Origin of the sequence: Streptomyces antarcticus, from assembly GCF_026627255.1 — a bacterium.
Taxonomy (GTDB): Bacteria; Actinomycetota; Actinomycetes; order Streptomycetales; family Streptomycetaceae; genus Streptomyces; species Streptomyces antarcticus.
Genome location: NZ_JAPNLM010000016.1, coordinates 21,859 through 42,921, shown reverse-complemented (window position 1 = coordinate 42,921; position 21,063 = coordinate 21,859). Strand labels below are relative to the sequence as shown.

Annotated in this window: 19 protein-coding genes; 10 read left to right on the top strand and 9 right to left on the bottom strand. The window is 75.1% G+C overall.

All coding sequences use genetic code 11. The features are described 5' to 3' along the window. Nucleotides 1–10 precede the first annotated feature (10 nt). A complete protein-coding gene (locus OTB16_RS23295; protein WP_267722560.1) occupies nt 11–760 on the top strand; it encodes a GntR family transcriptional regulator in 750 nt (249 codons plus the stop codon). A gap of 126 nt (nt 761–886) precedes the next feature. Here OTB16_RS23295 and OTB16_RS23290 read toward each other — a convergent pair whose 3' ends face one another. Beyond that, a complete protein-coding gene (locus OTB16_RS23290) occupies nt 887–1,057 on the bottom strand; it encodes a hypothetical protein (protein ID WP_267722559.1) in 171 nt (56 codons plus the stop codon). Between the two features lie 140 nt (nt 1,058–1,197). On the opposite strand from OTB16_RS23290, the gene OTB16_RS23285 reads away from it, so the two are divergent. After that, the gene (locus OTB16_RS23285) at nt 1,198–2,319 is read left to right on the top strand and encodes a type ISP restriction/modification enzyme (protein WP_267722749.1); all 1,122 of its coding nucleotides are present in this window, start codon (nt 1,198–1,200) and stop codon (nt 2,317–2,319) included. 132 nt (nt 2,320–2,451) lie between these two features. On the opposite strand, the gene OTB16_RS23280 is transcribed toward OTB16_RS23285, so the two are convergent. After that, complete coding sequence (locus OTB16_RS23280) at nt 2,452–3,180, bottom strand: TetR/AcrR family transcriptional regulator (protein WP_267722557.1); 729 nt, start codon at nt 3,178–3,180, stop codon at nt 2,452–2,454. 76 nt (nt 3,181–3,256) lie between these two features. Between OTB16_RS23280 and OTB16_RS23275 the strand changes: the two genes are divergently transcribed. From OTB16_RS23275 to OTB16_RS23265, 3 genes are all read left to right on the top strand, one after another. Beyond that, nucleotides 3,257–4,231, top strand: a complete 975-nt coding sequence (locus OTB16_RS23275; RefSeq protein WP_267722556.1) for an ATP-binding cassette domain-containing protein — start codon at nt 3,257–3,259, stop codon at nt 4,229–4,231. After that, nucleotides 4,228–5,019 carry an ABC transporter permease gene (locus OTB16_RS23270; RefSeq protein ID WP_267722554.1) on the top strand — a complete coding sequence of 264 codons (792 nt, stop codon included), beginning with the start codon at nt 4,228–4,230 and terminating at the stop codon, nt 5,017–5,019. Before OTB16_RS23275 ends, OTB16_RS23270 begins: the two co-directional genes overlap by 4 nt. Before the next feature lie 73 nt (nt 5,020–5,092). After that, a complete protein-coding gene (locus OTB16_RS23265; protein WP_267722553.1) occupies nt 5,093–6,304 on the top strand; it encodes a CaiB/BaiF CoA transferase family protein in 1,212 nt (403 codons plus the stop codon). A gap of 51 nt (nt 6,305–6,355) precedes the next feature. On the opposite strand, the gene OTB16_RS23260 is transcribed toward OTB16_RS23265, so the two are convergent. Next, nucleotides 6,356–6,625, bottom strand: coding sequence for a hypothetical protein (locus OTB16_RS23260; protein WP_267722552.1), 270 nt, complete (start codon nt 6,623–6,625; stop codon nt 6,356–6,358). A 269-nt stretch (nt 6,626–6,894) separates the two neighbouring features. Between OTB16_RS23260 and OTB16_RS23255 the strand changes: the two genes are divergently transcribed. Beyond that, a complete protein-coding gene (locus OTB16_RS23255; protein WP_420717779.1) occupies nt 6,895–8,712 on the top strand; it encodes a serine/threonine-protein kinase in 1,818 nt (605 codons plus the stop codon). Here OTB16_RS23255 and OTB16_RS23250 read toward each other — a convergent pair. Continuing rightward, nucleotides 8,682–9,494 carry an SGNH/GDSL hydrolase family protein gene (locus OTB16_RS23250; protein ID WP_269288952.1) on the bottom strand — a complete coding sequence of 271 codons (813 nt, stop codon included), beginning with the start codon at nt 9,492–9,494 and terminating at the stop codon, nt 8,682–8,684. The genes OTB16_RS23255 and OTB16_RS23250 overlap by 31 nt on opposite strands. A 200-nt stretch (nt 9,495–9,694) precedes the next feature. On the opposite strand from OTB16_RS23250, the gene OTB16_RS23245 reads away from it, so the two are divergent. Beyond that, nucleotides 9,695–10,792 carry a DUF5925 domain-containing protein gene (locus tag OTB16_RS23245; protein ID WP_267722550.1) on the top strand — a complete coding sequence of 366 codons (1,098 nt, stop codon included), beginning with the start codon at nt 9,695–9,697 and terminating at the stop codon, nt 10,790–10,792. Between the two features lie 342 nt (nt 10,793–11,134). Here the strand turns inward: OTB16_RS23245 and OTB16_RS23240 are convergent, their stop codons facing one another. Next, nucleotides 11,135–11,524, bottom strand: coding sequence for a GntR family transcriptional regulator (locus tag OTB16_RS23240; protein WP_267722548.1), 390 nt, complete (start codon nt 11,522–11,524; stop codon nt 11,135–11,137). 93 nt (nt 11,525–11,617) lie between these two features. Between OTB16_RS23240 and OTB16_RS23235 the strand changes: the two genes are divergently transcribed. Beyond that, complete coding sequence (locus OTB16_RS23235) at nt 11,618–12,559, top strand: GNAT family N-acetyltransferase (RefSeq protein WP_267722546.1); 942 nt, start codon at nt 11,618–11,620, stop codon at nt 12,557–12,559. Beyond that, nucleotides 12,556–13,041 carry a ribonuclease FAU-1 family protein gene (locus tag OTB16_RS23230; protein WP_267722545.1) on the top strand — a complete coding sequence of 162 codons (486 nt, stop codon included), beginning with the start codon at nt 12,556–12,558 and terminating at the stop codon, nt 13,039–13,041. The genes OTB16_RS23235 and OTB16_RS23230 overlap by 4 nt, the downstream gene beginning before the upstream one ends. Nucleotides 13,042–13,193: 152 nt before the next feature. Here OTB16_RS23230 and OTB16_RS23225 read toward each other — a convergent pair whose 3' ends face one another. Then, nucleotides 13,194–13,559 carry a hypothetical protein gene (locus OTB16_RS23225; protein WP_267722543.1) on the bottom strand — a complete coding sequence of 122 codons (366 nt, stop codon included), beginning with the start codon at nt 13,557–13,559 and terminating at the stop codon, nt 13,194–13,196. A gap of 410 nt (nt 13,560–13,969) precedes the next feature. On the opposite strand from OTB16_RS23225, the gene OTB16_RS23220 reads away from it, so the two are divergent. After that, nucleotides 13,970–15,079: a lytic polysaccharide monooxygenase gene (locus tag OTB16_RS23220; protein WP_267722542.1), complete on the top strand. Its 1,110-nt coding sequence runs from the start codon at nt 13,970–13,972 to the stop codon at nt 15,077–15,079. 32 nt (nt 15,080–15,111) lie between these two features. Here OTB16_RS23220 and OTB16_RS23215 read toward each other — a convergent pair whose 3' ends face one another. From OTB16_RS23215 to OTB16_RS23205, 3 genes are all read right to left on the bottom strand, one after another. Beyond that, nucleotides 15,112–15,972, bottom strand: coding sequence for an esterase/lipase family protein (locus tag OTB16_RS23215; protein WP_267722540.1), 861 nt, complete (start codon nt 15,970–15,972; stop codon nt 15,112–15,114). A 218-nt stretch (nt 15,973–16,190) separates the two neighbouring features. Then, nucleotides 16,191–17,222 (bottom strand): DNA polymerase Y family protein, encoded by a 1,032-nt coding sequence (locus OTB16_RS23210; protein WP_420717778.1) that lies wholly within the window; start codon nt 17,220–17,222, stop codon nt 16,191–16,193. Further along, entirely contained in the window at nt 17,219–20,938 is a 3,720-nt protein-coding gene (locus tag OTB16_RS23205) for a DNA polymerase III subunit alpha (protein WP_267722538.1), read from the bottom strand. The genes OTB16_RS23210 and OTB16_RS23205 overlap by 4 nt, the downstream gene beginning before the upstream one ends. Nucleotides 20,939–21,063 lie beyond the last annotated feature (125 nt).

Genomic DNA, 21,063 nt, shown 5'->3' with positions numbered 1-21,063 from the left:
AGAACCACCCGTGACCGCCTTCGCCCCCGACTCGCTGGTACTGAACCGGAAGCTCCCGCTCTGGTACCAGGTGTCACAGTCGCTGCGCGCCTCGATACTCGGGCGCACCCCGGACGCCTCGCTGCGCCTGCCCACCGAGGAGCAGCTCGCCGGGCACTACGGGGTCAGCGTGCTGACCATGCGGCAGGCCCTCAAGGAGCTGGAGGGCGAGGGTCTGATCAGCCGGCACCGGCGGCGCGGCACCTTCATCGAGCCGGGTGCGCTGCGCGGCGCCCCCGTGCGCCTGCTGGGCTCGGTCGACGCCATCGTGGCCCAGCAGTCAGGTGACCGTACGACGATTCTCGGCCACGGGCGCACGGCCGTGGCCGGGGAGCTGCTGGAGCACTTCCCGGACACGGCCGAGGTGGTCACCTACCGCCGGCTGCGCCACGACCGCGAGAGCGGGGAGCCGACCAACTGGGCGGAGAACGCGGTCCTCCCCGAGTTCGCCGCCGCCGTGGAGCCCGCCGATCTCGAACGGTGGCCGATGACCAAGGTCCTGCGGGACATCGCGGGGGTGCGGATCAGCCGGATCACCGACACGATCGAGGCCCGGCTCGCCGACCCGGAGACGGCGGAACTGCTCCAGGTTCCGCTGCTCAGTCCGATCCTGCACTACACGGGTGTGACGTACGACGAGGACGGCCGGGTCGTGGACGTGGCCCGCATCCGCTACCGCGGCGACCGCTTCTCCTTCACCGTGACGGTGGACGCGCACTGACGGGGCGCGGGCCCGCGGGCGCGGCGCCCGCGGCCGCCGCCGCCGCCGTCACCACCACCACCGCCGTCACCGACGCCGCCATCGCCACGGCTATCGCCAGCGCCAGCCACCGCGACCGCGGCGGCCTCAGTCCTGCTGGGCGTCGTCCTCCGCGGCGCGCTCCCCCTCCGCCTGGGACGGCGTGGTGCGCGTCGTCTGGGGGTGGCGCCGCTGCGCGCGCTGGGTCTCGTCCATGTCCTCGTCGAGGCGCTCGCCCTCGGCCTGCGACGGAGTCGAGTATTCGTCGTACTGACTCATGGCCGTCCTTCTCCTCGGTCGATACGGGATGTATGCCTACACAAGGAGCGTAACGCTTCGGCCTGGACGCAGCCCGGCCGCCGGGTGTCGTCGCTACCATCGGCGGCGTGAGCGACGACGTACCGCTGCTGGACGATCTGATGCCCTGGGCCACGGGCGGCCTGCGCCTCGGCCGGGACTGGGTGGCCGCGCCCGACCCGGCCGTCCTGCGCGCCCGCTGGGCCGCCCTGGCCGGCGCCGAAGGAGCCGACCGCGAACGGCTGTTCCGCCCGAGCCGCAGCCGCACGCCGGCCGCCGGGGCCGCGGCCCTGCCCGGCCAGCGCTCGGCCACGACCCGGTTCGCCGACGGCCCGGGCCCCTGCCCCGACCCCGTACGGGTGCTTCGCGCCCCCTTCGACGAGCAGTGGCTGCTGCCCGACCAGCGGCTGATCGACAGCGCCCGTCCCGAGCTCTGGCGGGTGCTGGACGGGCACCAGCTGTTCCTGGTCGAGGGCCCGGAGCCGCTCGTGACCGCGCACCTGCCGGCCGGGCGGTCCGTCCGGGTCCGCCCCCTGCACCGGCGTCCGGGCGGCGCCGAACCGAACCTCGCGCCGGGCCTGCTGCCCCTCCTCGGCGGGCAGTACGGCGGCTGGGTCACGCCGCAGGACGTGCTGTGCTGGATCCTCGCGGCGGGCCGCCCCGGCCCCCGGGGGTACGAGGTGCCGCTCGCCGCCACGGCGGAGCGCTGGCGGGCCGGGCTGGACCTGGGACACCGGCTGCTCGCCGTCCAGCTGCGCGGGGCGCGCGGCGGCGAGCCGCCCCGGCTGCCCGGCGGGCGGCGCCCGTACGTCCGCTCGGCGGTGGCCGGGTGGCCGCACGGGATCGCGTACGACGCCGGGAGCGAAACGCTGAGCCTGGGCGGCGGGACCGTCTCGCCCGTCCCGCCCGGGGCCTGGGAGTACGAGGTCCAGGGCGCCCGGGTGCTGGAGTCCTGGTTCGCCGCGCGCACCGCGCACCGGGACCCCGCGGCCGACGGGCTGGAGGCGCTCGGTCCGGCCGAGTGGCCGCAGGAGTGGACCTCGGAGCTGCTCGCCCTGGTCACCACCCTGGCGCTGCTGGCCGATCTGGTCCCGGAGCGGGCCGCGTTCGAGCCGGGCCCCCTCCTCCCGGCGTCCGGGCCGCGCGCCGCCGGGGTACTGCCGGCGCCCCGCTGGGCGCGCCGCCCGGCCTCGGTGCTGGACCACCAGGAGGAGGGCCCGGGCGGACAGTTCGCCCTGCTGTAGGCCGGCCGCCGGACCGGCGCCGCCGCAGGGGGTGTCGCCACACTCGTTCCTGCCGTGCGGCGCCCGGCAGGAACGCACCGGACACCGCACGGCCCGTCCTGCGGGCGTACGGAACGACTCCGACGACACCCCCTACGGCCCCCAGGCCCCCAGCAGCCGTTCCACCGAGCGGTCGAACACGGCGGCCAGTTCCGGCCCGGCGGCGGTCACGGGAACGGCGCCGGCCGCCAGGGCCGCCGCCAGCCGCGGGTACTCCCCCGTTTCCAGCCGCGAGCCGAGCCAGGCGGCCCGTACGCCCTGCTCCGCGGCCTCGCTCCAGGGCAGCGCCCGCGCCCGCTCGGCCAGGTCCAGCTCGCTCGCCACGAAGACCGCCACCGTGCCGTTGACCGCGGCGACGAGCTCCAGCTTCTCACCGTCCGGCACGCCCAGCGGCGCGAGGCAGTCGAGGCTGTGCTCCAGGTAACGCAGGGCGTTCGGGCTGAAGCCGTGAACGGGGCTCAGCAGCCGGGGCAGCCACGGGTGCCGGTGCATCAGCCCCCGGGCCTGGCGGGCCAGGCCGAGCAGGTCAGCCCGCCAGTCGCCGGTCGGCGGGGTCAGCTCGTACTCCCCGCTGACGGCGTCGACCATCAGCTCGTACAGGTCCTCCTTGCGCGGCACGTAGTTGTACAGGGACATCGTCCCCGCGCCGATCCCGGCGGCCACCCGCCGCATGGAGACGGCCTCGATCCCCTCGCCGTCGGCGATCCGCACCGCCTCGGCCGCGATCGACCCGCGGCTGTGCGCGGGCCTGGGCCCGCGGCCGGCCCGCTGCGGGCGGGACCAGATCACTTCCGGTTCAGCGGCTCGTCCACCGGCTGTCATCGCTCAGATCACCTCGTCGTCGATTGCCCCCCATCTTAGTTACGTACAGCGTACGTAGTGAGGTAGGGTCCATCGCATGACTACTACGTACGCCGTACTTAGTGAGGGCCTGGAGAAGAACTACGGTGAGGTCCGCGCCCTGCGCGGTCTCGACCTCGCCGTCCGCGAGGGAACGGTCTGCGGCCTCCTCGGCCCCAACGGCGCGGGCAAGACCACCGCCGTACGGGTGCTCACCACCCTCACCGCACCCACCCGCGGCCGCGCCCTCGTCGCCGGCCACGACGTCACCCGCGAACCCGGCGCCGTCCGCCGCGCCATCGGCGTCACCGGTCAGTACGCCTCGGTGGACGGGGACCTGACCGGCCGTGAGAACCTCCGGCTCTTCGCCCGCCTCGCCGGACTGCGCGGCGCCGCCGCCCGGTCCCGCGCCGACGGGCTGCTGGAGCGCTTCGGCCTGGCCGAGGCCGCCGACCGGGTGGCGGGCACCTGGTCGGGCGGCATGCGCCGACGCCTCGACCTGGCCGCGGGGCTGATCACCCGGCCCCGGGTGCTGTTCCTCGACGAGCCCACCACAGGGCTCGACCCCGGGGCCCGCGAACACATCTGGACGGCGGTCCGGACGCTCGCCGGGGAGGGCACCACCGTGCTGCTCACCACCCAGTACCTGGAGGAGGCCGACCGGCTGGCCGACGAGATCGTGGTCGTCGACGACGGCCGCGCCGCCGCCACCGGCACCCCGGCCGGACTCAAGGCGCGGATCGGCGCCTACGCCGAGGTCCACGTCGCCGCGCGCGGGGCGGTCGCGGCCGCCGCCGGCGTGCTCGACCAGCTCACCGGCGGCCGTCCCGTGCTCGACGAGGAGCGGCTCACCGTCGGCGTGACCGTGCTCGACGCCGGGCTGACCCTGCCCCGGATCATCCGCGCGCTCGACACCGCCGGCGTGCCGGTCACCGACGCGAGCCTGCGGCCGCCCACGCTCGACGAGGTGTTCCTGCGGCTCACCCGTCCCGCCGTGGGCCAGGGCGCCGACCACGAGGAGTACGCCGCATGAGCACCCTGCTGTCCGACGGCGGCGCGGTCCTGACCCGCCAGCTCCAGAAGGCCCGGCACGCCCCGGCCCTGCTGGTCCTCACCCAGACCATGCCGATCACGATGCTCCTCTTCTTCGGCTACGTCTTCGGCAGCGCGCTCGCCATGCCGGGCGCCGACTACCGCGCGTTCCTGGTGCCCGGGATGCTCGCCGCGACCGCTGCCAACGGCCTGATGACCGGCCTGTTCACCGCCGCGCAGGACGCGCACCGGGGGGTGATGGACCGGTTCCGGACGCTGCCGATGAGCCGCAGCGCCGTACCCCTCGGGCAGACGGCCGCCGACCTGCTCACCACGGGCGTGTCGATGGTGCCGCTGATGCTGGTGGGGCTGGCGATGGGCTGGCGGATCGAGACCGGGCTGCCCGGCGCGCTCGGGGCGCTGGGGATCCTGCTGCTGTTCCGCTTCGCCACCGCGTGGGTCGGGACGTACCTGGGCCTGCTGACCAGGAGCGAGGAGGCCGCGGGCCAGCTCGGCGGCGCCACCTTCGTCCTGCCGATGCTCTCCAGCGCCTACCTGCCGACCGCCGGGCTGCCCGGATGGCTGCGCACGGTCGCCGAGTGGAACCCGATCAGCGCCGTGGCCACGGCCGTGCGCGACCTGTGCGGGAACCCGGGGGCCGGGGCGGGGGCGGGCGCGGCCTGGCCCGCCGCGCACCCGGTGGCCGGCGCGCTGCTCTGGTCGGCGCTGCTGCTCGCCGTGTTCGTGCCGCTGGCGTCCCGGCGGTTCGCCCGCGGCACCGCGGGGTGAGGGGCGTCCGCGCGGGGGGCGGCGGGCGTAGGGGGGTGACAGGGCGGGGTCCGGCGGGATAGGCATCGGTGCCATGGACACCGAAAGCTCCGCGCCCGAACCCCTCCCCCTGTCCGGCATCACCGTCGTCGCCGTCGAACAGGCCGTCTCGGCCCCCTTCGCCACCCGTCAGCTCGCCGACCTCGGCGCGCGGGTGGTCAAGGTCGAGCGCCCCGACGGCGGCGACTTCGCGCGCGCCTACGACACGGCCGCGCACGGTCTCGCCTCCCACTTCGTGTGGGCCAACCGGGGCAAGGAGTCGATCGCGCTCGACCTGAAGGACCCGCGCGGCCTCGACGTGCTGCACGGACTGCTGGCCGGCGCCGACGTGTTCGTCCAGAACCTCGCCCACGGGGCGGCCGCCCGGCTGGGGCTCGACTCGGCCTCGCTGTGCGGGCGCTACCCGCGGCTGGTCGCCGTCGACGTCTCGGGCTACGGCGCCGAGGGGCCGTACGCCCACAAGCGCGCCTACGACATGCTCGTGCAGTGCGAGGCGGGCCTGGTCTCGGTGACCGGGACGCCGGAGCGGCCCGTCAAGGCGGGCATCCCGGCCGCGGACATCGCGGCCGCCATGTACGCCTTCTCGGGCGTGCTCGCCGCCCTGCTGCGCCGCGGGGTCACGGGGCGCGGGGGCAGGGTGGAGGTGTCGATGCTGGACGCGCTCGCCGAGTGGATGGGGCATCCCCTGCACCACACGATGCACGGCGGGGAGCAGCCGGTGCGAACCGGTCTCGCGCACGCCGTGATCGCGCCGTACGACGCCTACGCGACGGCGGACGGGGACCGGGTGCTGCTGTCGGTGCAGAACGACCGCGAGTGGCGCAGGCTCACCGAACAGGTGCTGGAACGTCCTGAGTTGGCTCAGGATCCGCAGTTCGCGACGAACGCGGCGCGCACCGCGAACCGGGAGCGGACCGACGCGGTGGTGGCCGGGGCGCTGGCCCGGCTGGGCGCGGACGAGGCGATCGGGCGGCTGGAGGCGGCGGGCATCGCCTGCGCGCGGCTGAACTCGGTGGCCCGGCTGGCCGGGCATCCGCAGCTCGCGGCGCGGGACCGCTGGCGGGAGGTGGGGTCACCGGTGGGCCCGCTGCGGACCCTGCTGCCGCCGATCGGGCTGCCGGGCGGCGCGGCACCGCACATGGGTGCGGTGCCCGCGCTGGGCGAGCACACCGGAGCCCTGCTGCGCGCCCTGGGGATGACGGACGCGCGGATCGCGGAACTGCGCCGGGACGGTGTGGTCGCGTAGGGCCGGGAAGCCGGGAGCCCGGGGGCGAAACGGCTGCGGTGCGGGGACGGTTTACGAACGGCGGCTGCCGAAGAGCGTGCGACGCAGGCGGCGCAGCGGCGCGAAGAGCGAGACGCGCGCGCTCCTGCTCCGCAGGCGGTGCGTGTGGTCGCGCGAGGTGAGCTCGCGCATCAGCAGCGTCGCCTCGGCGGTGTCCCGGTGCGGGACGGCGGGACCGCCCAGCACCGCGAGATGCCGGTCGAGGCGCGAACTGGTCGCGTTGCTGCCGCAGGTGATGGCAGGCACGCGAGGCGGCCTGCTGCGCATTGCTATTTGTTCCATGATCTCTCCCCACCCGTACGAGGGCACCCGGCCCGGGCAGGTTAACCCTATCGCCCCCGCGTCGCGCCCGGGTATCCCGGTGGTGTGAATTACCCCTGTGGCGACGGGGAGTTGACGATTACTCAGCGGAGTCGGCCGTCACTCTCCGCACAGATCCGGCGACGGATCGGGCCCCTTCGCGGACCGGCCCGCAAGTCCCGTCGCGACAGGGGTCACTTCCGGCCCGCTGCGCTAACTTGGAGTGATCATCCGGTGACGCATGGACGCACATGGGGGCGCGCGTGAGTGACAACGTGGGTGACGAGGACCGGGAATCGTCTGCCGAGCGTGTCATATCGGGCCGCTACCGGCTGCTGGAACCGCTCGGCCGCGGCGGGATGGGTGTCGTGTGGCGGGCCCGGGACGAGGTGCTGGCCCGGGACGTGGCCGTCAAGGAGGTGCGCGCGCCGGCCGGGCTGGACGCGGCAGGGCTGCAGCGGATGTACCGGCGGCTGGAGCGGGAGGCATGGGCCGCGGCCCGGATCTCGCACCGCGGGGTCGTGACGGTGTACGACGTGGCGTCCGAGGACGGGCGGCCCTGGATCGTGATGGAGCTGGTGCGCGGGCTCTCGCTGGCCGAGGTGCTGGACGCCGAGGGCCCGATGTCCCCGCAGGCGGCCGCGCACCTCGGGGAACAGGTGCTGGCCGCGCTGCGGTCGGCGCACGACTCGGGGGTGCTCCACCGGGACGTCAAGCCCGGGAACGTGCTGCTGGCCAACGACGGCCGGGTGGTGCTGGGCGACTTCGGGATCGCGAGCCTGGAGGGGTCCTCGGCGATCACCATGACGGGGGAGATGGTCGGCTCCCCCGAATTCCTGGCGCCAGAGCGGGCGTTGGGGCGCGATCCGGGTCCCGGGTCGGACCTGTGGTCGCTCGGGGTCACGCTGTACGTGGCCGTCGAGGGGATCTCGCCGTTCCACCGGGCCACCCCGCTGGACACCCTGGAGGCCGTGGTCGAGGCGGAGCCGCCCGCGGCGCGGCGGGCCGGGGTGCTGGCGCCCGTACTGGAGGGGCTGCTGCGGAAGGACCCCGCCGAGCGGCTCGCCCCGGCGGAAGCGGCCCGGATGCTGCGGCTGGTGGGCGCGGGCGGGACCGTACGGGCCGCCGGCGGGCCGGTGTCGGGGCCCGGCCCGGAGGGGCCGACGGCCGCGGCGCACCCCCGGCAGGAGCCGCCGGACGGCGGGACTGCGGGCGGCGGGGCGCCGGGGGCGGCGTCCGGGCCGCCCCGGACGGCGGGTCCGTACGGGGAGGCCGCACAGGCTCCGCGGCAGGGCCGCGCCGGGCTGGTGCTGACCGCCGGGATCGTGGTGCTGCTGCTGGCGCTGGCCGCGCTGGGGTGGCTGCTGTTCGGGGGCCGCGGGGACCCGGGCGGGAGCGGCGGGGCCCCGGCGGGGACGGAGCCCGCCCCGGGGGCGGCCGGGGGCGCGGGCGCGGGCTCCCCCGCCGCGTCCTCGCGGCCCGCGCCGGTCTCGCCGTCGGACAGCGGGCAGGCGTACCCCGGCGTGTACGTCGACGCCGTGCGCGCGGCCTACCGCGGCGGCTGCCCGCCGCCCGCGGAGCGCGCCCCCGCCTTCACGGCGACGGTCGAGGTGGACCGTACGCCGGCCGTGCTGGAGTACCGCTGGGCCACGCGGAGCGGGAGGACCTCGGGGCCCGGCTGGCAGTCGCTCGCGTACGAGGCGGGCGGGCCGGTGAGCCGGCGGCTGGAGCACGCGGAGCTGACGCACGAGCCGGGCGCGGCCCTCACCGACGCGGTGCGGCTGGAGGTGCGCGGTCCGGCGGAGGTGACCTCCGCGTGGGTGGAGACGTCCGTGACGTGCGAGGAGGCGGCCCCGACGGGCGGGCCCGCCTCCCCTGGTACGAGCACTTCACCGACGCCGGATCCGGGGCCGGACACGACGCCGGATCCGACGCCGACGCCCTCACCGGCGCCCACGTCCGTCCCGGCGCCGACGTCGTCCGCCCCGGGTACGACCGCGGACGCGACGCCGGGGCCGGTTCCGGTGCGCCGGGCCGGTCAGGCGGCGTTCGTGAAGACCGGCAGGTAGCCGCCGGACTGTCCGGCCGCGGTGGGGTGGTACGACTCGCCGATGTTGAGCCAGTTGAGGCTGTGCAGCCACGCGTTGCCGGAGCAGATCTCGTGGCCGGTGAAGGCGCCGGCCACCGAGGCGAAGGCGAAGCCGTGGTCGGCGGCGCGCTTGGCGATGGCGGCGTTGAGGTAGTCGGACGCGCCGTTGATGGCGGCGCGCTCACCCTCGGTCAGACCGGTGACGCACGTACCGCTCAGCTTGTAGAAGCGGGGATAGCCGAGGACGACGACGCGGGCGCCCGGCGAGCGGCTGTCGATGGCGTTGTAGACCTGGTCGAGCTGGCCGGGGAGGGTGGAGTTGACGTAGGCCTTGGCCTGGTTGACGCGGTTGACGCAGGTGGACTCGGACTGGAGCACACAGGTCGTCATGACGTCGGCGAATCCGGCGTCGTTGCCTCCGATGGTGACGGACACCAGGTCGGTGCCGGAGTTGAGCGGGGCGAGCTGGTTGGCGAGGAGGTCCCCCGTACGGGCGCCCGAACAGGCGACGAAGGAGAAGCTCTGCGGGGAGTGGGCGGCGGCCCACAGGGCGGGGTAGGCGCGGGTGGAACGCTTGCAGTTGCCGCTGGCGGCGTCGTAGTTGCCGGCGCCGACGCCGGAGGAGTACGAGTCGCCGAGGGCGACGTAGCCGAAGTCGGCCTGGGCGGCGGCGGCCGCCTGACCTGCCCCGAAGAGGGTGGCTCCCGCGGCGAGTAACAGGGAGGAGGTCAGGGCAGCGAAACGAGACATTCTCGTGCTCATGTATGCGGCTCCTAGTGGGGGTTACTCCTCAGTCCGTGGTACAAGGAACGGGGGTCCGCCGGAAGTGTCCATGCCAAGAAACTTTGGCGCAGACCTGCGGTCCGAACCTTCACCCGCAAGGTGTTTGAGGAAGGAACCCGGCCACTCGATCCGGCGAAACACCCGTGCGCGGGGCCGGTTCGTGCCGGATCATGGACGCCATGCCAGCCAACCCGCATGACGCGCTGCCGATCCGGCTCAACGTCGACGACAGCGACTCGCCGTCCGACGTCGTCGACGCGCTGTTCCTCGGCCGGTTCGCCTCCGGCGAGCAGCCGTTCTCGCACAGCGTGTCGATCGACCGCGTGAAGGCGGGGGCGAGCCTGCTGCCGCCCGAGGCGACCGTGCTGCGCTCGGCCCGCGACAGCGACCGCAGCGCCACGCTCGCCGAGGGCGAGGGCTGGACCATGCTGGTCTCCCGGTGGAGCCGGGGCGCGGACGTCACCGTGACGGCGATCAGCGACGAACTCGCCGCCGGTGTGCTCGGGGAGGCCACGGAGGGGGTTCAGGACGAGCCCGAACCGCAGCCCGAGAACGTCACGATGGGCTTCTGGTACGTCTCCCCGCGCCGGGGCCCGTACCGGACGACCCGCCAGATCGGGGCCGGTACGTGGGCCGAGGTGCGGCCCAACTACACGGCTCCGGTGGCCGGGGCGCTGGACCGGCTGATGAAGGTGACCCCGGACGACATCGCGGGCCGGCTGCTCCTGCTGCACGGCCCGCCGGGGACGGGCAAAACCTCCGCGCTGCGCACGCTGGCCCGCTCTTGGCGGGACTGGTGCCAGGTGGACTGCGTCCTGGACCCGGAGCGGCTGTTCAACGACGTGGGCTACCTGATGGACATCGCGATCGGCGAGGACGAGGGCACGGCGAAGGGCCGGTGGCGGCTGCTCCTGCTGGAGGACTGTGACGAGCTGATCCGCGGCGAGGCCCGGCACACGGCGGGGCAGGCGCTGTCCCGCCTGCTGAACCTGACGGACGGGCTGCTGGGTCAGGGCCGCAACGTCCTGGTGGGCGTCACGACCAACGAGGACCTGGAACGGCTCCACCCGGCGGTGGTCCGGCCGGGGCGCTGCCTGGCCCGCGTCGAGGTCGGCCGGCTGACCCACCGGGAGGCGGTGGACTGGCTGGGCACCGACGAGGGCGTCCCCCGCGAGGGCGCGAGCCTGGCGGAGCTCTTCGCCCTCCGGCGCGGCACGGGACCGACGTCGGTACTGCCGCCGCAGCCCCACGGCCGGGAGGCGGGCCTCTACCTCTAGCGTCCGGCGGGCCGACGGATCCCACGGCCGTGCGGGGGTCCCGCCTGCGGCGGGGGCGAGGCGACGGGGCGGGCCGCGGCCCCAGCCCGGACGGAACCGCGGGGCGAGACGGGCCCCCAGCCCGGACGGGACCCGGGGCGAGACGGGCCCCCAGCCCGGACGGGACCCGGGGCGGGACGGGACCTCAGGCCGGAACAGGCCCCTGGAGCGGGACGGGCCCCCCGGGGCAGATCGGCCCCCGGGCCGGGACAGGCCTCCGGAGCGGAAGGGCCCCCGGGCTGGGACGGGACCCGGGACGGGACGGACCCCCGGGACGGGACGCGGGCCGCCGGGGCGGGTGGTCTAGTCCGCCGCGTACCGGGCGCGGAGGGCTTCCGTGGCGGCCGCCAGGGCCTCCGCGTTCGTCAGGCCCAGCCGGTGGACCCGGTCCGCGTACGCCTGGGCCGCCGTCGCTGCCTCCCGGGCCGGGCCCTCCCCCGAGGCCGCGACGAAGGTGCCGTTGCGGCCCCGTGTCTCGACCACCCCGTCCGCTTCCAGCACCCGGTACGCCTTCGCGACGGTGTTGGCGGCCAGCCCCAGCTCCTCCGCCAGCCCCCGTACGGTCGGCAGCTTGAAGCCCGCCGGCAGCCTCCCCGACCGGGCCCGGTCGGCGATCTGGGCGCGCAGCTGTTCGTACGGGGCGGCCGAGCCGGCCGAGCCGTCGATGGAGATCTTGAGGTTCGTCGAGGTCACGCGGCCGATTCTGTCCCATCGAGGGTCCATCGGCGTTCCATCGGCGGTTAATTGGGAGGCGTCGCCGGCAAGCCCGCACGTAGCGTCGTCCGCATGACTGTTCTCCTCCGGGACCTACGCATCGACGACCCCTCGGACGCGGACTCCGTCGCACGGGTACGCCGCGCGGCCCTCCCCTTCCTGATCACCACCGCCCCGGGTGTCACATTCGAGGCGGCCGCCGCCCACCCCGCCCGGCAGCTGCGCGTACTCGTCGCCGAGGACTCCGACGGCCTGGTCATCGGCACCGCCCAGGTCGGCATCTCCCATGACAGCCCCGAGCCCGGCCAGTCCTACGTCAACGCGTACGTCGACCCGGCCCACCGCGGCCGCGGCGCCGGTTCCCTCCTGCTCCGCGGCGCCGAGGAGCACCTCGCCCGCCACGGTGCGGTGGACGTGTACGCCTGGGTCCTCGACGAGCCGTACAGCCGCGCCTTCGCCGAGCGGCACGGCTACCGGGCCAGCCGCTGCGCGCACTTCCTGCGCCTGGACCTCGCGGCGGCCGCCCTGCCCGCGCTGCCGGAGCCGCTCCCGCAGGGGGTGGAGCTGCTCCCCGGGTCGGCCTTCGCCGCCGATCCCCGTCCCCTCTTCCTCGCCGACGCCGAGGCGACGTCCGACGAGCCGGGCGACGTCGCCATCGCGCTCGACGACTACGAGGACTGGCTGGCGCGTACCTGGGACAACCCGACCCTCGACAAGGAGCTGACCACGGTCGTCCTGGTCGGCGGCGAGGTGGCCGCCTTCACCGCCGCGCAGACCGACGGGGCCACGCGGTACGGCTCGGCGATGACCGGCACCCTGCGCGCGTTCCGCGGCCGGGGCCTGGCCAAGCTCGCCAAGACCGACTCCCTGCGCCGGGCCCGCGCGGCCGGGTACACCGAGGCGTTTACCGGCAACGACGCGGGGAACGCGCCGATGCTCGCCGTCAACGACTGGTTCGGCTACGAGATCTGCGCGACCGAGACGCGCTTCACGAGGAAGCTGAGGACAAAGTGAACGAGCAGCGACTGACCGTCGTCCTGACCAAGGCCGGACGCGTCAAGATCCGCTATCCGGCGGCCCCGGTGTCCGACGACGGCGACCGGATCTCCGTACGCGCCCCCTGGGCGGCCGGGGCGGCGCGGGACTTCGGCTTCGTGCGCTTCGAGCCGGGCGACGTGTTCGTGGAGCACTTCTGGCGGACCCGCTGGTACGCGGTCAAGGAGGTCTGGACGGGCGACGGGGTCCTCAAGGGCTGGTATTGCGACGTCACGCGCCCGGCCCTGGTGCGCGGCGCGGAGATCCTGGTGGACGACCTGGACCTCGACCTGTGGGTCTCGGCGGACGGGACGTCCGTACTGCGTCTGGACGAGGACGAGTTCGCGGCGAGCGGCCTCGCCGATTCGGACCCGGAGGCGGCCGCCCAGGCGGTACGGGCGCTGGACGCGCTGGACGACCAGGCCCGTACGCCGGCGGGCCTGCCGGCGCTCCTCCGCTAGGCGGTCGCCCACCAGGGGAGACGCCGTCGCCCTCCCGTGGGGAGCCGGGAGGGCGACGGCCCGGGATGGTCCGGGGCCACACCCTACGCACGGGACGGGGGCGCCGATAGGCATATGACAACGGAAGTTCCGGATGTCCCGGTGCCGCGGTTCTAGGAGTCCTCGTCGTAGACGCCGGCCTCCACTTCGAGGGCCAGTTCCTGGAGGACGCCGATGGCGGAGACGTCCGTCCGGCCACCGTCGTGGGCCATGGCGAGGCTGGTGAAGGCCAGGCTGAACCCGGCGACCATGGTCTGCAGCGCGGGCCCGAGCGCCTCCGCGACCAGGCGGGCCACCTGCTGGGGGGAGGACTCCGCGGGCACGCTGATCGAGGGCAGCATCTCGTTCAGCAGCTTGCTGACGACCCTCGTCTCCAGTTCGGGGCCGTCGTCGTCCTCGCCGGCCTCCGCGGCCCGGCGGATCTCCTGGGCTTCCGTGAGGATGCCGATGACTCGCTTGAGAACCTCTGCGCGCTCCATCCACGGAGGGTAGCCGCCCGCCCCGGCGCCGACCGGCGCATGTCGGGGTGCGGCCCCCGTCGCGGCCCTGGTGGCCAGGGCCGCACCCCGTACAGCCGAACGTACCCCGCCACCCCCTCCCGCCGCTCCGCATATCCGCGGAAGCCGCCGCCCGCCCGGGCGGGGAACCACGGCCGCGGGTGCGAACGGCCCCGCCGGGGGCGGTTCCTGAGGGGCTGCTTACCGCCGCCTTAAGTGGAGCCTAAGGATCGGGCTCCGGGGGCTCGGGCCCGGGAAACGGGGACTTCGGCGGGCTAGCTTGGCTGAGCCAGGGAGGGCCGGAGGCGGCGCCGCATCCCCCGTCGGGGCGGCGCCGCACTGGCCGACACCGCTGGCACACCCCTGTCTTGTGCTCCGAAGGAGATCCACCCATGCCCGTACGCCGCACCGTCACCCGTATCGCCGCCGCAGGTCTCGCCCCGCTCGCGGTGGCCGCGTACGCCGCCGTGCCCGCGGCCGCCCACGGGTCGATGACGGACCCGGTCAGCCGGGTGGCGGCGTGCTACGCGGAGGGGCCGGAGTCCCCCAAGTCCGCCGCGTGCAAGGCGGCCGTGGCGGCGAGCGGGGCGCAGGCGTTCTACGACTGGAACGCGGTGAACATCGCCAACGCGGCCGGGCAGAGCAAGTCGCTGATCCCGGACGGGCAGCTGTGCTCGGCGGGGAACAGCAAGTACAAGGGGCTGGACCTGCCCCGCGCCGACTGGCCGTCGAGCCCGATGACGGCGGGCGCGCACACCTTCCGCTACAAGGGGACGGCTCCGCACAAGGGGTCCTTCGAGCTGTACGTGACGAAGGACGGGTACGACCCCGCCAAGCCGCTGAAGTGGTCCGACCTGGAGCCCGCGCCGTTCCTGAAGTCCACCGACCCGGGCATGCAGAACGGCGACTACGTCTTCTCCGGCACCGTGCCGAAGAAGACCGGCCGCCACCTGATCTACAGCGTCTGGCAGCGCTCGGACAGCCCGGAGGCCTTCTACACCTGCTCGGACGTGGTCTTCGGCAAGGACAACGGCGGTGCCGGCGGCGGCAGTGGCAGCGGGGGCGGTGCGGGCACCGGCGGTACGACGGGCGGGGCCACCGGCGGTACCGGTACCGCGGGCGGCGGGAGCACCAAGCCGAGCACCAAGCCCGGCACGAAGCCGAGTTCCACGCCCTCGGATCAGCCCGCCGGCAAGCCGTCGGACCAGCCCGGCACCGGACCGGCGGCGCAGGTCCCGACGGACCAGCAGATCGCCGCCGGCGCGGACAAGTCCTCGGTGGAGCACAACGGCCACGGCGACAACGACCCCGAGACGAACGGCAGGGCCGCCTCCGCCCCGGTCCCGGCGGGGTCGTCGGACGGCTCGAACCTCGCGGAGACCGGCGGCAGCAGCGCCACCCCGGTCATCGCGATCGGCGGGGCCGCCGTCCTGGCCGTCGGCGCGGCCGTGCTGTTCGGTGTGGCCCGCCGCCGCGCGACGGCGGGCCGCCACGGCCGCTAGCCGGTAGGCCGTGGCCACGGACCGCCTGTGCGTCAGTCGAAGACCGACGCGCAGGTGGTCCGTTCGGCGTGGGCCGGGTCGAGGGCGTTCAGCGCCTCGTGCCAGGCGATCCGGTCGGTGAGGCCGATGGCGACGTGCTCCGAGAAGTCCACCGCGCACAGGTCCTGGAGGACGACGTTCCGTACGTTCGGGCCGTCGAGGAACTGGCTCCGGTACGGGGTGACCACCTGGTCGTACTTGGTCGCGATCACCGTGTACTTGACCCCGGGAACGGTGTCCCCGCCCGCGTTCAGCTTGTTCTGGAACGCGGACCCGGCGATCTGGTCGGCGAGGCCCGGGGTCGCGGAGCTGATCAGGTCCTCGGCTCCGGGGAAGTACGGGAGCAGTTTGGTGAGGCCGAGGAGGGTGGTGCCGTGGTTGTCGGGGGCCAGCCCGATCAGGGCGTTGACCTTGTCGGCGCCACCGAGGAACTTCAGGTAGTAGCGCGGCATCATGCCGCCCTGCGAGTGCCCGATGACGTCGGTCTTGGCGGAGCCGGTCGCGGCGAGGACCCGGTCGACGAAGACGTCGAGCTGGCCGGCCGACTTGTCGATGGGGCCGAGCCCGTTGAAGAAGGGCACGCCGGGCAGTTGCCCGTAGTCGAGCGAGTAGACGCAGTAGCCGCGGTGGACGAGGTAGGGCGCGAGGCCCAGCCAGTTGTCCACGGAGTTCCCGAAGGTGCCGTGGACGAGCACGACGGGGCGCGGGTGCGCGGCGGACGGCTTGCAGGACCAGTTGTTCCAGCCGCTGCTTGGTGCGGACGCGGCCTGCGCGGCGCCGGTGGGGGCGACGAGCGCTGCGGCGGCGAGGGTGAGGACGGCCAGCGGGCGGAGCAGGCGTCTCCAGGGCAGCATCGTGTGATCTCCTTGCGGTTGCGACTCAAGGGGATGGCGCGGGGGGATGGGGCGGGGGGCTCGTCCCGTGATCCGGATCACAAGGGGTGCTGCTGCCGTCAAATTACGGGCGAGTAGCAAAACTGGGAAGTTACGCGTCGGTAAAAAATCGCCGTGTCGTCCCGCGGCCTGTTAAGCGACCCCCGCGCGGCCCGCCGCACCGCCCGCCGCGCCGCCCGTTACGCCGCCAGCGTGCCGCGGGCGATGGCGTGCGGCCCGAAGCGGGCCCTGACCCGGTCCGTGACGGCTTCCAGGCGGCGGGCCTTCTCGTCCTCGGGGTCGAAACTGAGCTGCCGCGCGGCCCGTTCGGCCGGCGTCAGGTCCTCGGCCCGCAGCGACAGCGCGCGGACCCGGGCCCGCTGTAGGCCGAGGCCCGCGTAGAGGGCGTAGGCCGTGGCGGTCAGGACGGCGGTGTGCGCGGTGGCTTCGGTGAGGGTGCGGGTACGGGTGAGCGTGGTGCGGTCGGCGCAGCGGACGGTGAGCGAGAGGGTGCGGCAGACCTGCCCCTGCCCGGGGCCTTGTGTACGAAGCCGGGCACCGAGTTCCTCCGTCAGCGAGAGCAGTGCCCGCCGGTGCCGTACGGGGTCCAGCTCGTCCCGGTCGAAGGGCCGTTCGGCCGCGACGGCCCGGGCGGCGGCCCCCGGCCGGACGGCGACGGGGTCGATCCCGAGGGCGCGCTCGCGCACCTCGCGGCCGAGCCGGGCCCCGAGGATGCGCCGCAGCGCGGCGGGCGGGGCGGCGGCGACCCGCCCGACGGAGTCGAGACCGTAGGAGCACAGGGTCCGGGCGGCCTTGGCGCCGACCCCGTCGAGGTCGGTGACGGGGCGGCCGGCCAGGAACTCCGCCACGGCGGCGGGCTCGTCGGGGACGACCAGGGTCTCGCCGGGGCGGGCGTCGCGCGCGGCGGTCCGGGCCAGCATGGGGTTCCCGGCGACGCCCGCGGCGGCGTCCACCCCGTACAGGGCCAGGGCCCGGACCCGGACCACGGCGGCCAGCCGGGCGGCGTCGCAGCCGAAGTAGCGCAGCGCGCCCCGGACATCGGCGAGCGCGGCATCGGGCGGCAGCGCCTGCACGGCCGGGGTGAGCCCGCCGAGCAGTGCCAGCACCCCGGCGTACGCCTCCGCCCCGAGCGGGCCCCCGTCGGCGGGGCGCAGCCGCAGGCACATCACGGCCCGGGGCGCGCCGGCCCGGGGCGCCCCGGCGGGGGTCATCCCGCGCTCCCCGGGCTGGAGTGCCACAGCTTGCGGCCCGTCGCGGGGCCGGTGCCGGGGGGCTGGAGGTCGGCCCAGGGGTTCATCTCGTACCCCGTGGACATGCGGATCCGGCGGCCGGTCCCGGAGCCGGCCGCCGGGGACCCGGCCCCGCCGGCCGCCTGGGCCCCGGCCCCGGCCACGTCCCCGGACGCCCGCGGCTCGGCCCCGGCCCCCTCCGCGCCGCCGGCGCCGTCACCATCACCGCCGCCACCCACGCCGTCCCCGCCCGAGGCCAGGCGGGCCGCGACCGCGTCCAGGCCGCCCGACGCCCGCAGTTCCACCAGCTCCGCGAGGTTCCACGCCGCCGCCCCGACCACGCTCAGGCTCTGCGGGCCCCGGCGCTGTACGACGCCCCGCACCAGCAGCAGGAAGGAGTGGAAGACGGTGTGCGCGCAGCTCTCGTGGCTGTCGTCGAAGAAGGCCAGGTCGACCAGGCCCGTCCCGTCGTCCAGCGTGGTGAAGATGACCCGCCTCCCGGACCGGATCGGCGGGGTCTGGGTGGCCGCCTTGGCCCCCGCGACCAGCACCGTCTGTCCGTGGGCGGTGTCCCGCAGCCGCCGGGCCGGGATCACGCCCAGCTCGGTCAGGAAGGCGTGGTGATCGCCCATCAGGTGCCGGGACGCGTCCATGCCGAGGACGCCCAGCTCGGCGCTGAGCCGTTCCGCGTCGGTCAGGTCGGGCAGCCCGACGGAGGCCGTGGACCGGCCTCCTTCCAGCGGGAGTTGGGCACCGCCGCGGGCTCCGGCCGCCCGCTGCGCGCCGTGCAGCTCCGTCAAGTGGAGCAGCAGGTCCCGGCGGTTGGCACCGAAGCCGTCCAACGCGCCCACCTGGGCCAGCCGTTCGGCGACCGGACGTCCCGGGTGCGCCCGGTCCCAGAAGTCGCGCAGGGAGGCGTAGGGCTGTCCGCCCTCGATCCGGCGGGCCTCGGCCTCGCTGATGCCGAGGACGTCGGACAGTCCGAGCCGCAGCCCCCACACCCCGCCCGCGCCTCCGCCCGTGCCCCCACCCACACCCTTCCCCTCATCGGACACCAGTTCGATGTGGTGGGCGACCGCCGACCGGTTCACGTCCAGCGGCAGCACCGGCACGCCCCGGCGCCGGGCGTCCGCCAGCAGCAGCCGCTTCGGGTATATCCCCGGGTCGTGGGTGAGCAGTCCGGCGTAGAAGGCCGCCGGGTGGTGCGCCTTCAGCCACGCCGACTGGTAGGTCGGCACCGCGAAGGCCACCGCGTGCGCCTTGCAGAACCCGTACGACCCGAAGGCCGCGACGATCTCCCAGGTGCGGGCGATCACCTCCACCGGGTAGCCGCGCTCGGCTGCCCGCGCCGCGAACCAGACCTTGATCCGCCCCTGCGACTGCGGTTCGGACAGTCCGCGCCGCACCCGGTCCGCCTCGTCGCGCCCGCAGCCGGTCATGACGTGCACGATCTCGATGATCTGCTCGTGGAAGACGACCACCCCGTACGTCCCGCGCAGCGCGTCGGCCAGGTCGGGGTGCGGGAAGCGGACGGGCGCCCGGCCGTGCCGGGCCTCGATGAAGGGCCGCACCATGTCGGCGGCGACCGGTCCCGGCCGGAACAGCGAGATGTCGACCACCAGGTCGTGGAAGGTGGACGGCTGGAGCCGTCCCACCAGATCGCGCTGGCCCGGGGACTCGATCTGGAAGCAGCCCAGCGTCTCGGCCGAGCGGATCAGCCGGTACGTCGCCTCGTCGCCCGGCGGCACCTGCGCCGGGTCGTCCAGGTCGAGCTCCTCCCCCGTGCCGCGCCGGATCTCCGCGACCGCGTGCGCCATCGCGGACTGCATCCGCACGCCCAGCACGTCCAGTTTGAGCAGTCCGAGGTCCTCCACGTCGTCCTTGTCGAACTGGGACATGGGGAAGCCCTCGCCGCTGGTGGGCACCACCGGCGTACGGGCGAGCAGCGAGGCGTCGGAGAGCAGCACCCCGCACGGGTGCATGGCGGTCCCGCGGGGCAGCGCGTCCAGGGATTCGACGAGCTCCCACAGCCGCCCGTACGACTCCCCTCGCACGTCGCGCAGTTCCGGCAGTTCCTCCAGTGCGGCGCGGGCGTCGCGGGCCCGGATGTGCGGGAAGGCCTTGGCGAGCCGGTCGACGGCGGCCGGGTCCATGGACAGGGCGGCGCCGACGTCCCGGATGGCGTGCCGGACCCGGTAGGTCTCGGGCATGGAGACGGTGGCGACCCGCTCGGTGCCGAACCGGTCGATGATCCGCCGGTAGACCTCCAGCCGGCGGGCGGACTCCACGTCGACGTCGATGTCGGGCAGGACGCGCCGGCGCTTGGACAGGAAGCGCTCCATGAGCAGTCCGTGCTCGACGGGGTCGGCGTGCGCGATGCCGATCAGGTGGTTGACGAGGGAGCCGGCGCCGGAGCCGCGGGCGGCCACCCGGATCCCCATCTCCCGTACGTCGTCCACAACTTGAGCGACCGTCAGGAAGTACGAGGCGTAGCCGTGGTAGGCGATGACGTCGAGCTCCTGGTGCATCCGCTCCCAGTACGCACGGTCGCCCGCGTAGCCGCGCAGCACCATGCCCGCGGAGGCCCGGGAGGTGAGCACCCGCTGGGCGCTGCGGCGGGCCGCGCCGACGAGCCGGGCCTCGGGGAAGTGCACGGAGCCCATGCCGAGGTCGTCCTCGGGGTCGACCGCGCACGCCTCGGCCGTACGCCGGGTCTCCGCGAGGAGCCGGCGGGCGTCGGCGGGGCGCAGGCCGGCGGCCTCGGCGACCCGGTCGGCGGTCTCGGCCATGGCGGCGGGGTCCTTGAGCCAGCGTTCGCCGGTGTCGAGCGGTCCCCGGGGGTCGATGGGGACCAGCCGTCGGGCGGCGTCGAGGATGTCGGCGACCGGGCCCTGGCCGGGGTCGGCGTACCGGACGGCGTTGCTGAGGACGGCCGGGACGCCCTGCTCGGCGGCGAAGCCGACGGTACGGGCGGCCAGCCGGAGCGAGCCGGGGCCGGTGCCGGTGCGGCCGTGGTGGACGGCCTCCAGGCGCAGGGAGTCCCCGTACACCTCGCGCCAGGGCCCGAGGAGCCGGGCGGCCCGGTCGGGGCGCCCGGCGGCGAGCGCCCGCCCCACCTCGGAACCGGGCCCGAGCAGGACGTACACGCCGGACCCGCCCAGGGCGCCCCAGGGCACGACCGGCTGCGCGGAACCCGCCCCGGGCCCGGCGGGCTCGTCGCCCCCGGCCGCGTGGGCGGCGGTCACCAGCCGGCACAGCTCGGCCCATCCGGCGGCCCCGTCGCGGGCCAGGAAGACCGCGCGGGGGGCGGACTCGTCGATGAAGGCTCCGCCCTTGACCGGGTTGCGCCGCCGGTACGAGGCCTCGGCGGAGCCGGCTCCCGGGCCGGCCGGGCCCCCCGGCCCGGCCGACCCGGCGGAACCGCCCGGACCGCCACCCGAACCGCCCGGACGGCCGCCCGGACCGCCGCCCGGCCGCGCCGGAGGCGACACGGCCAGGTCCGCCCCGAACAGCGGCCGGATGCCCGCCTTCGCGCACGCCTTGGCGAACCGCACCGCACCCGCCAGGGTGTCCCGGTCGGTCAGGGCGAGGGCGTCCATGCCCCGCTCCGCGGCCCGTTCCGCCAGCCGGTCCGGGTGTGATCCCCCGTAGCGCACGGAGAACCCCGAAACGGTGTGCAGATGCGTAAAACCAGGCACCCGCGGCCTCCTGCCTCACTCGAAAGAAAACACCTCCCCCGCTCTCCACCATAGAGCAATTCGAATACACGTGCGAAACACGTGTTCGGTCATCCATTCGGTCCTCCCCTGCTGCGCCGCGCCCC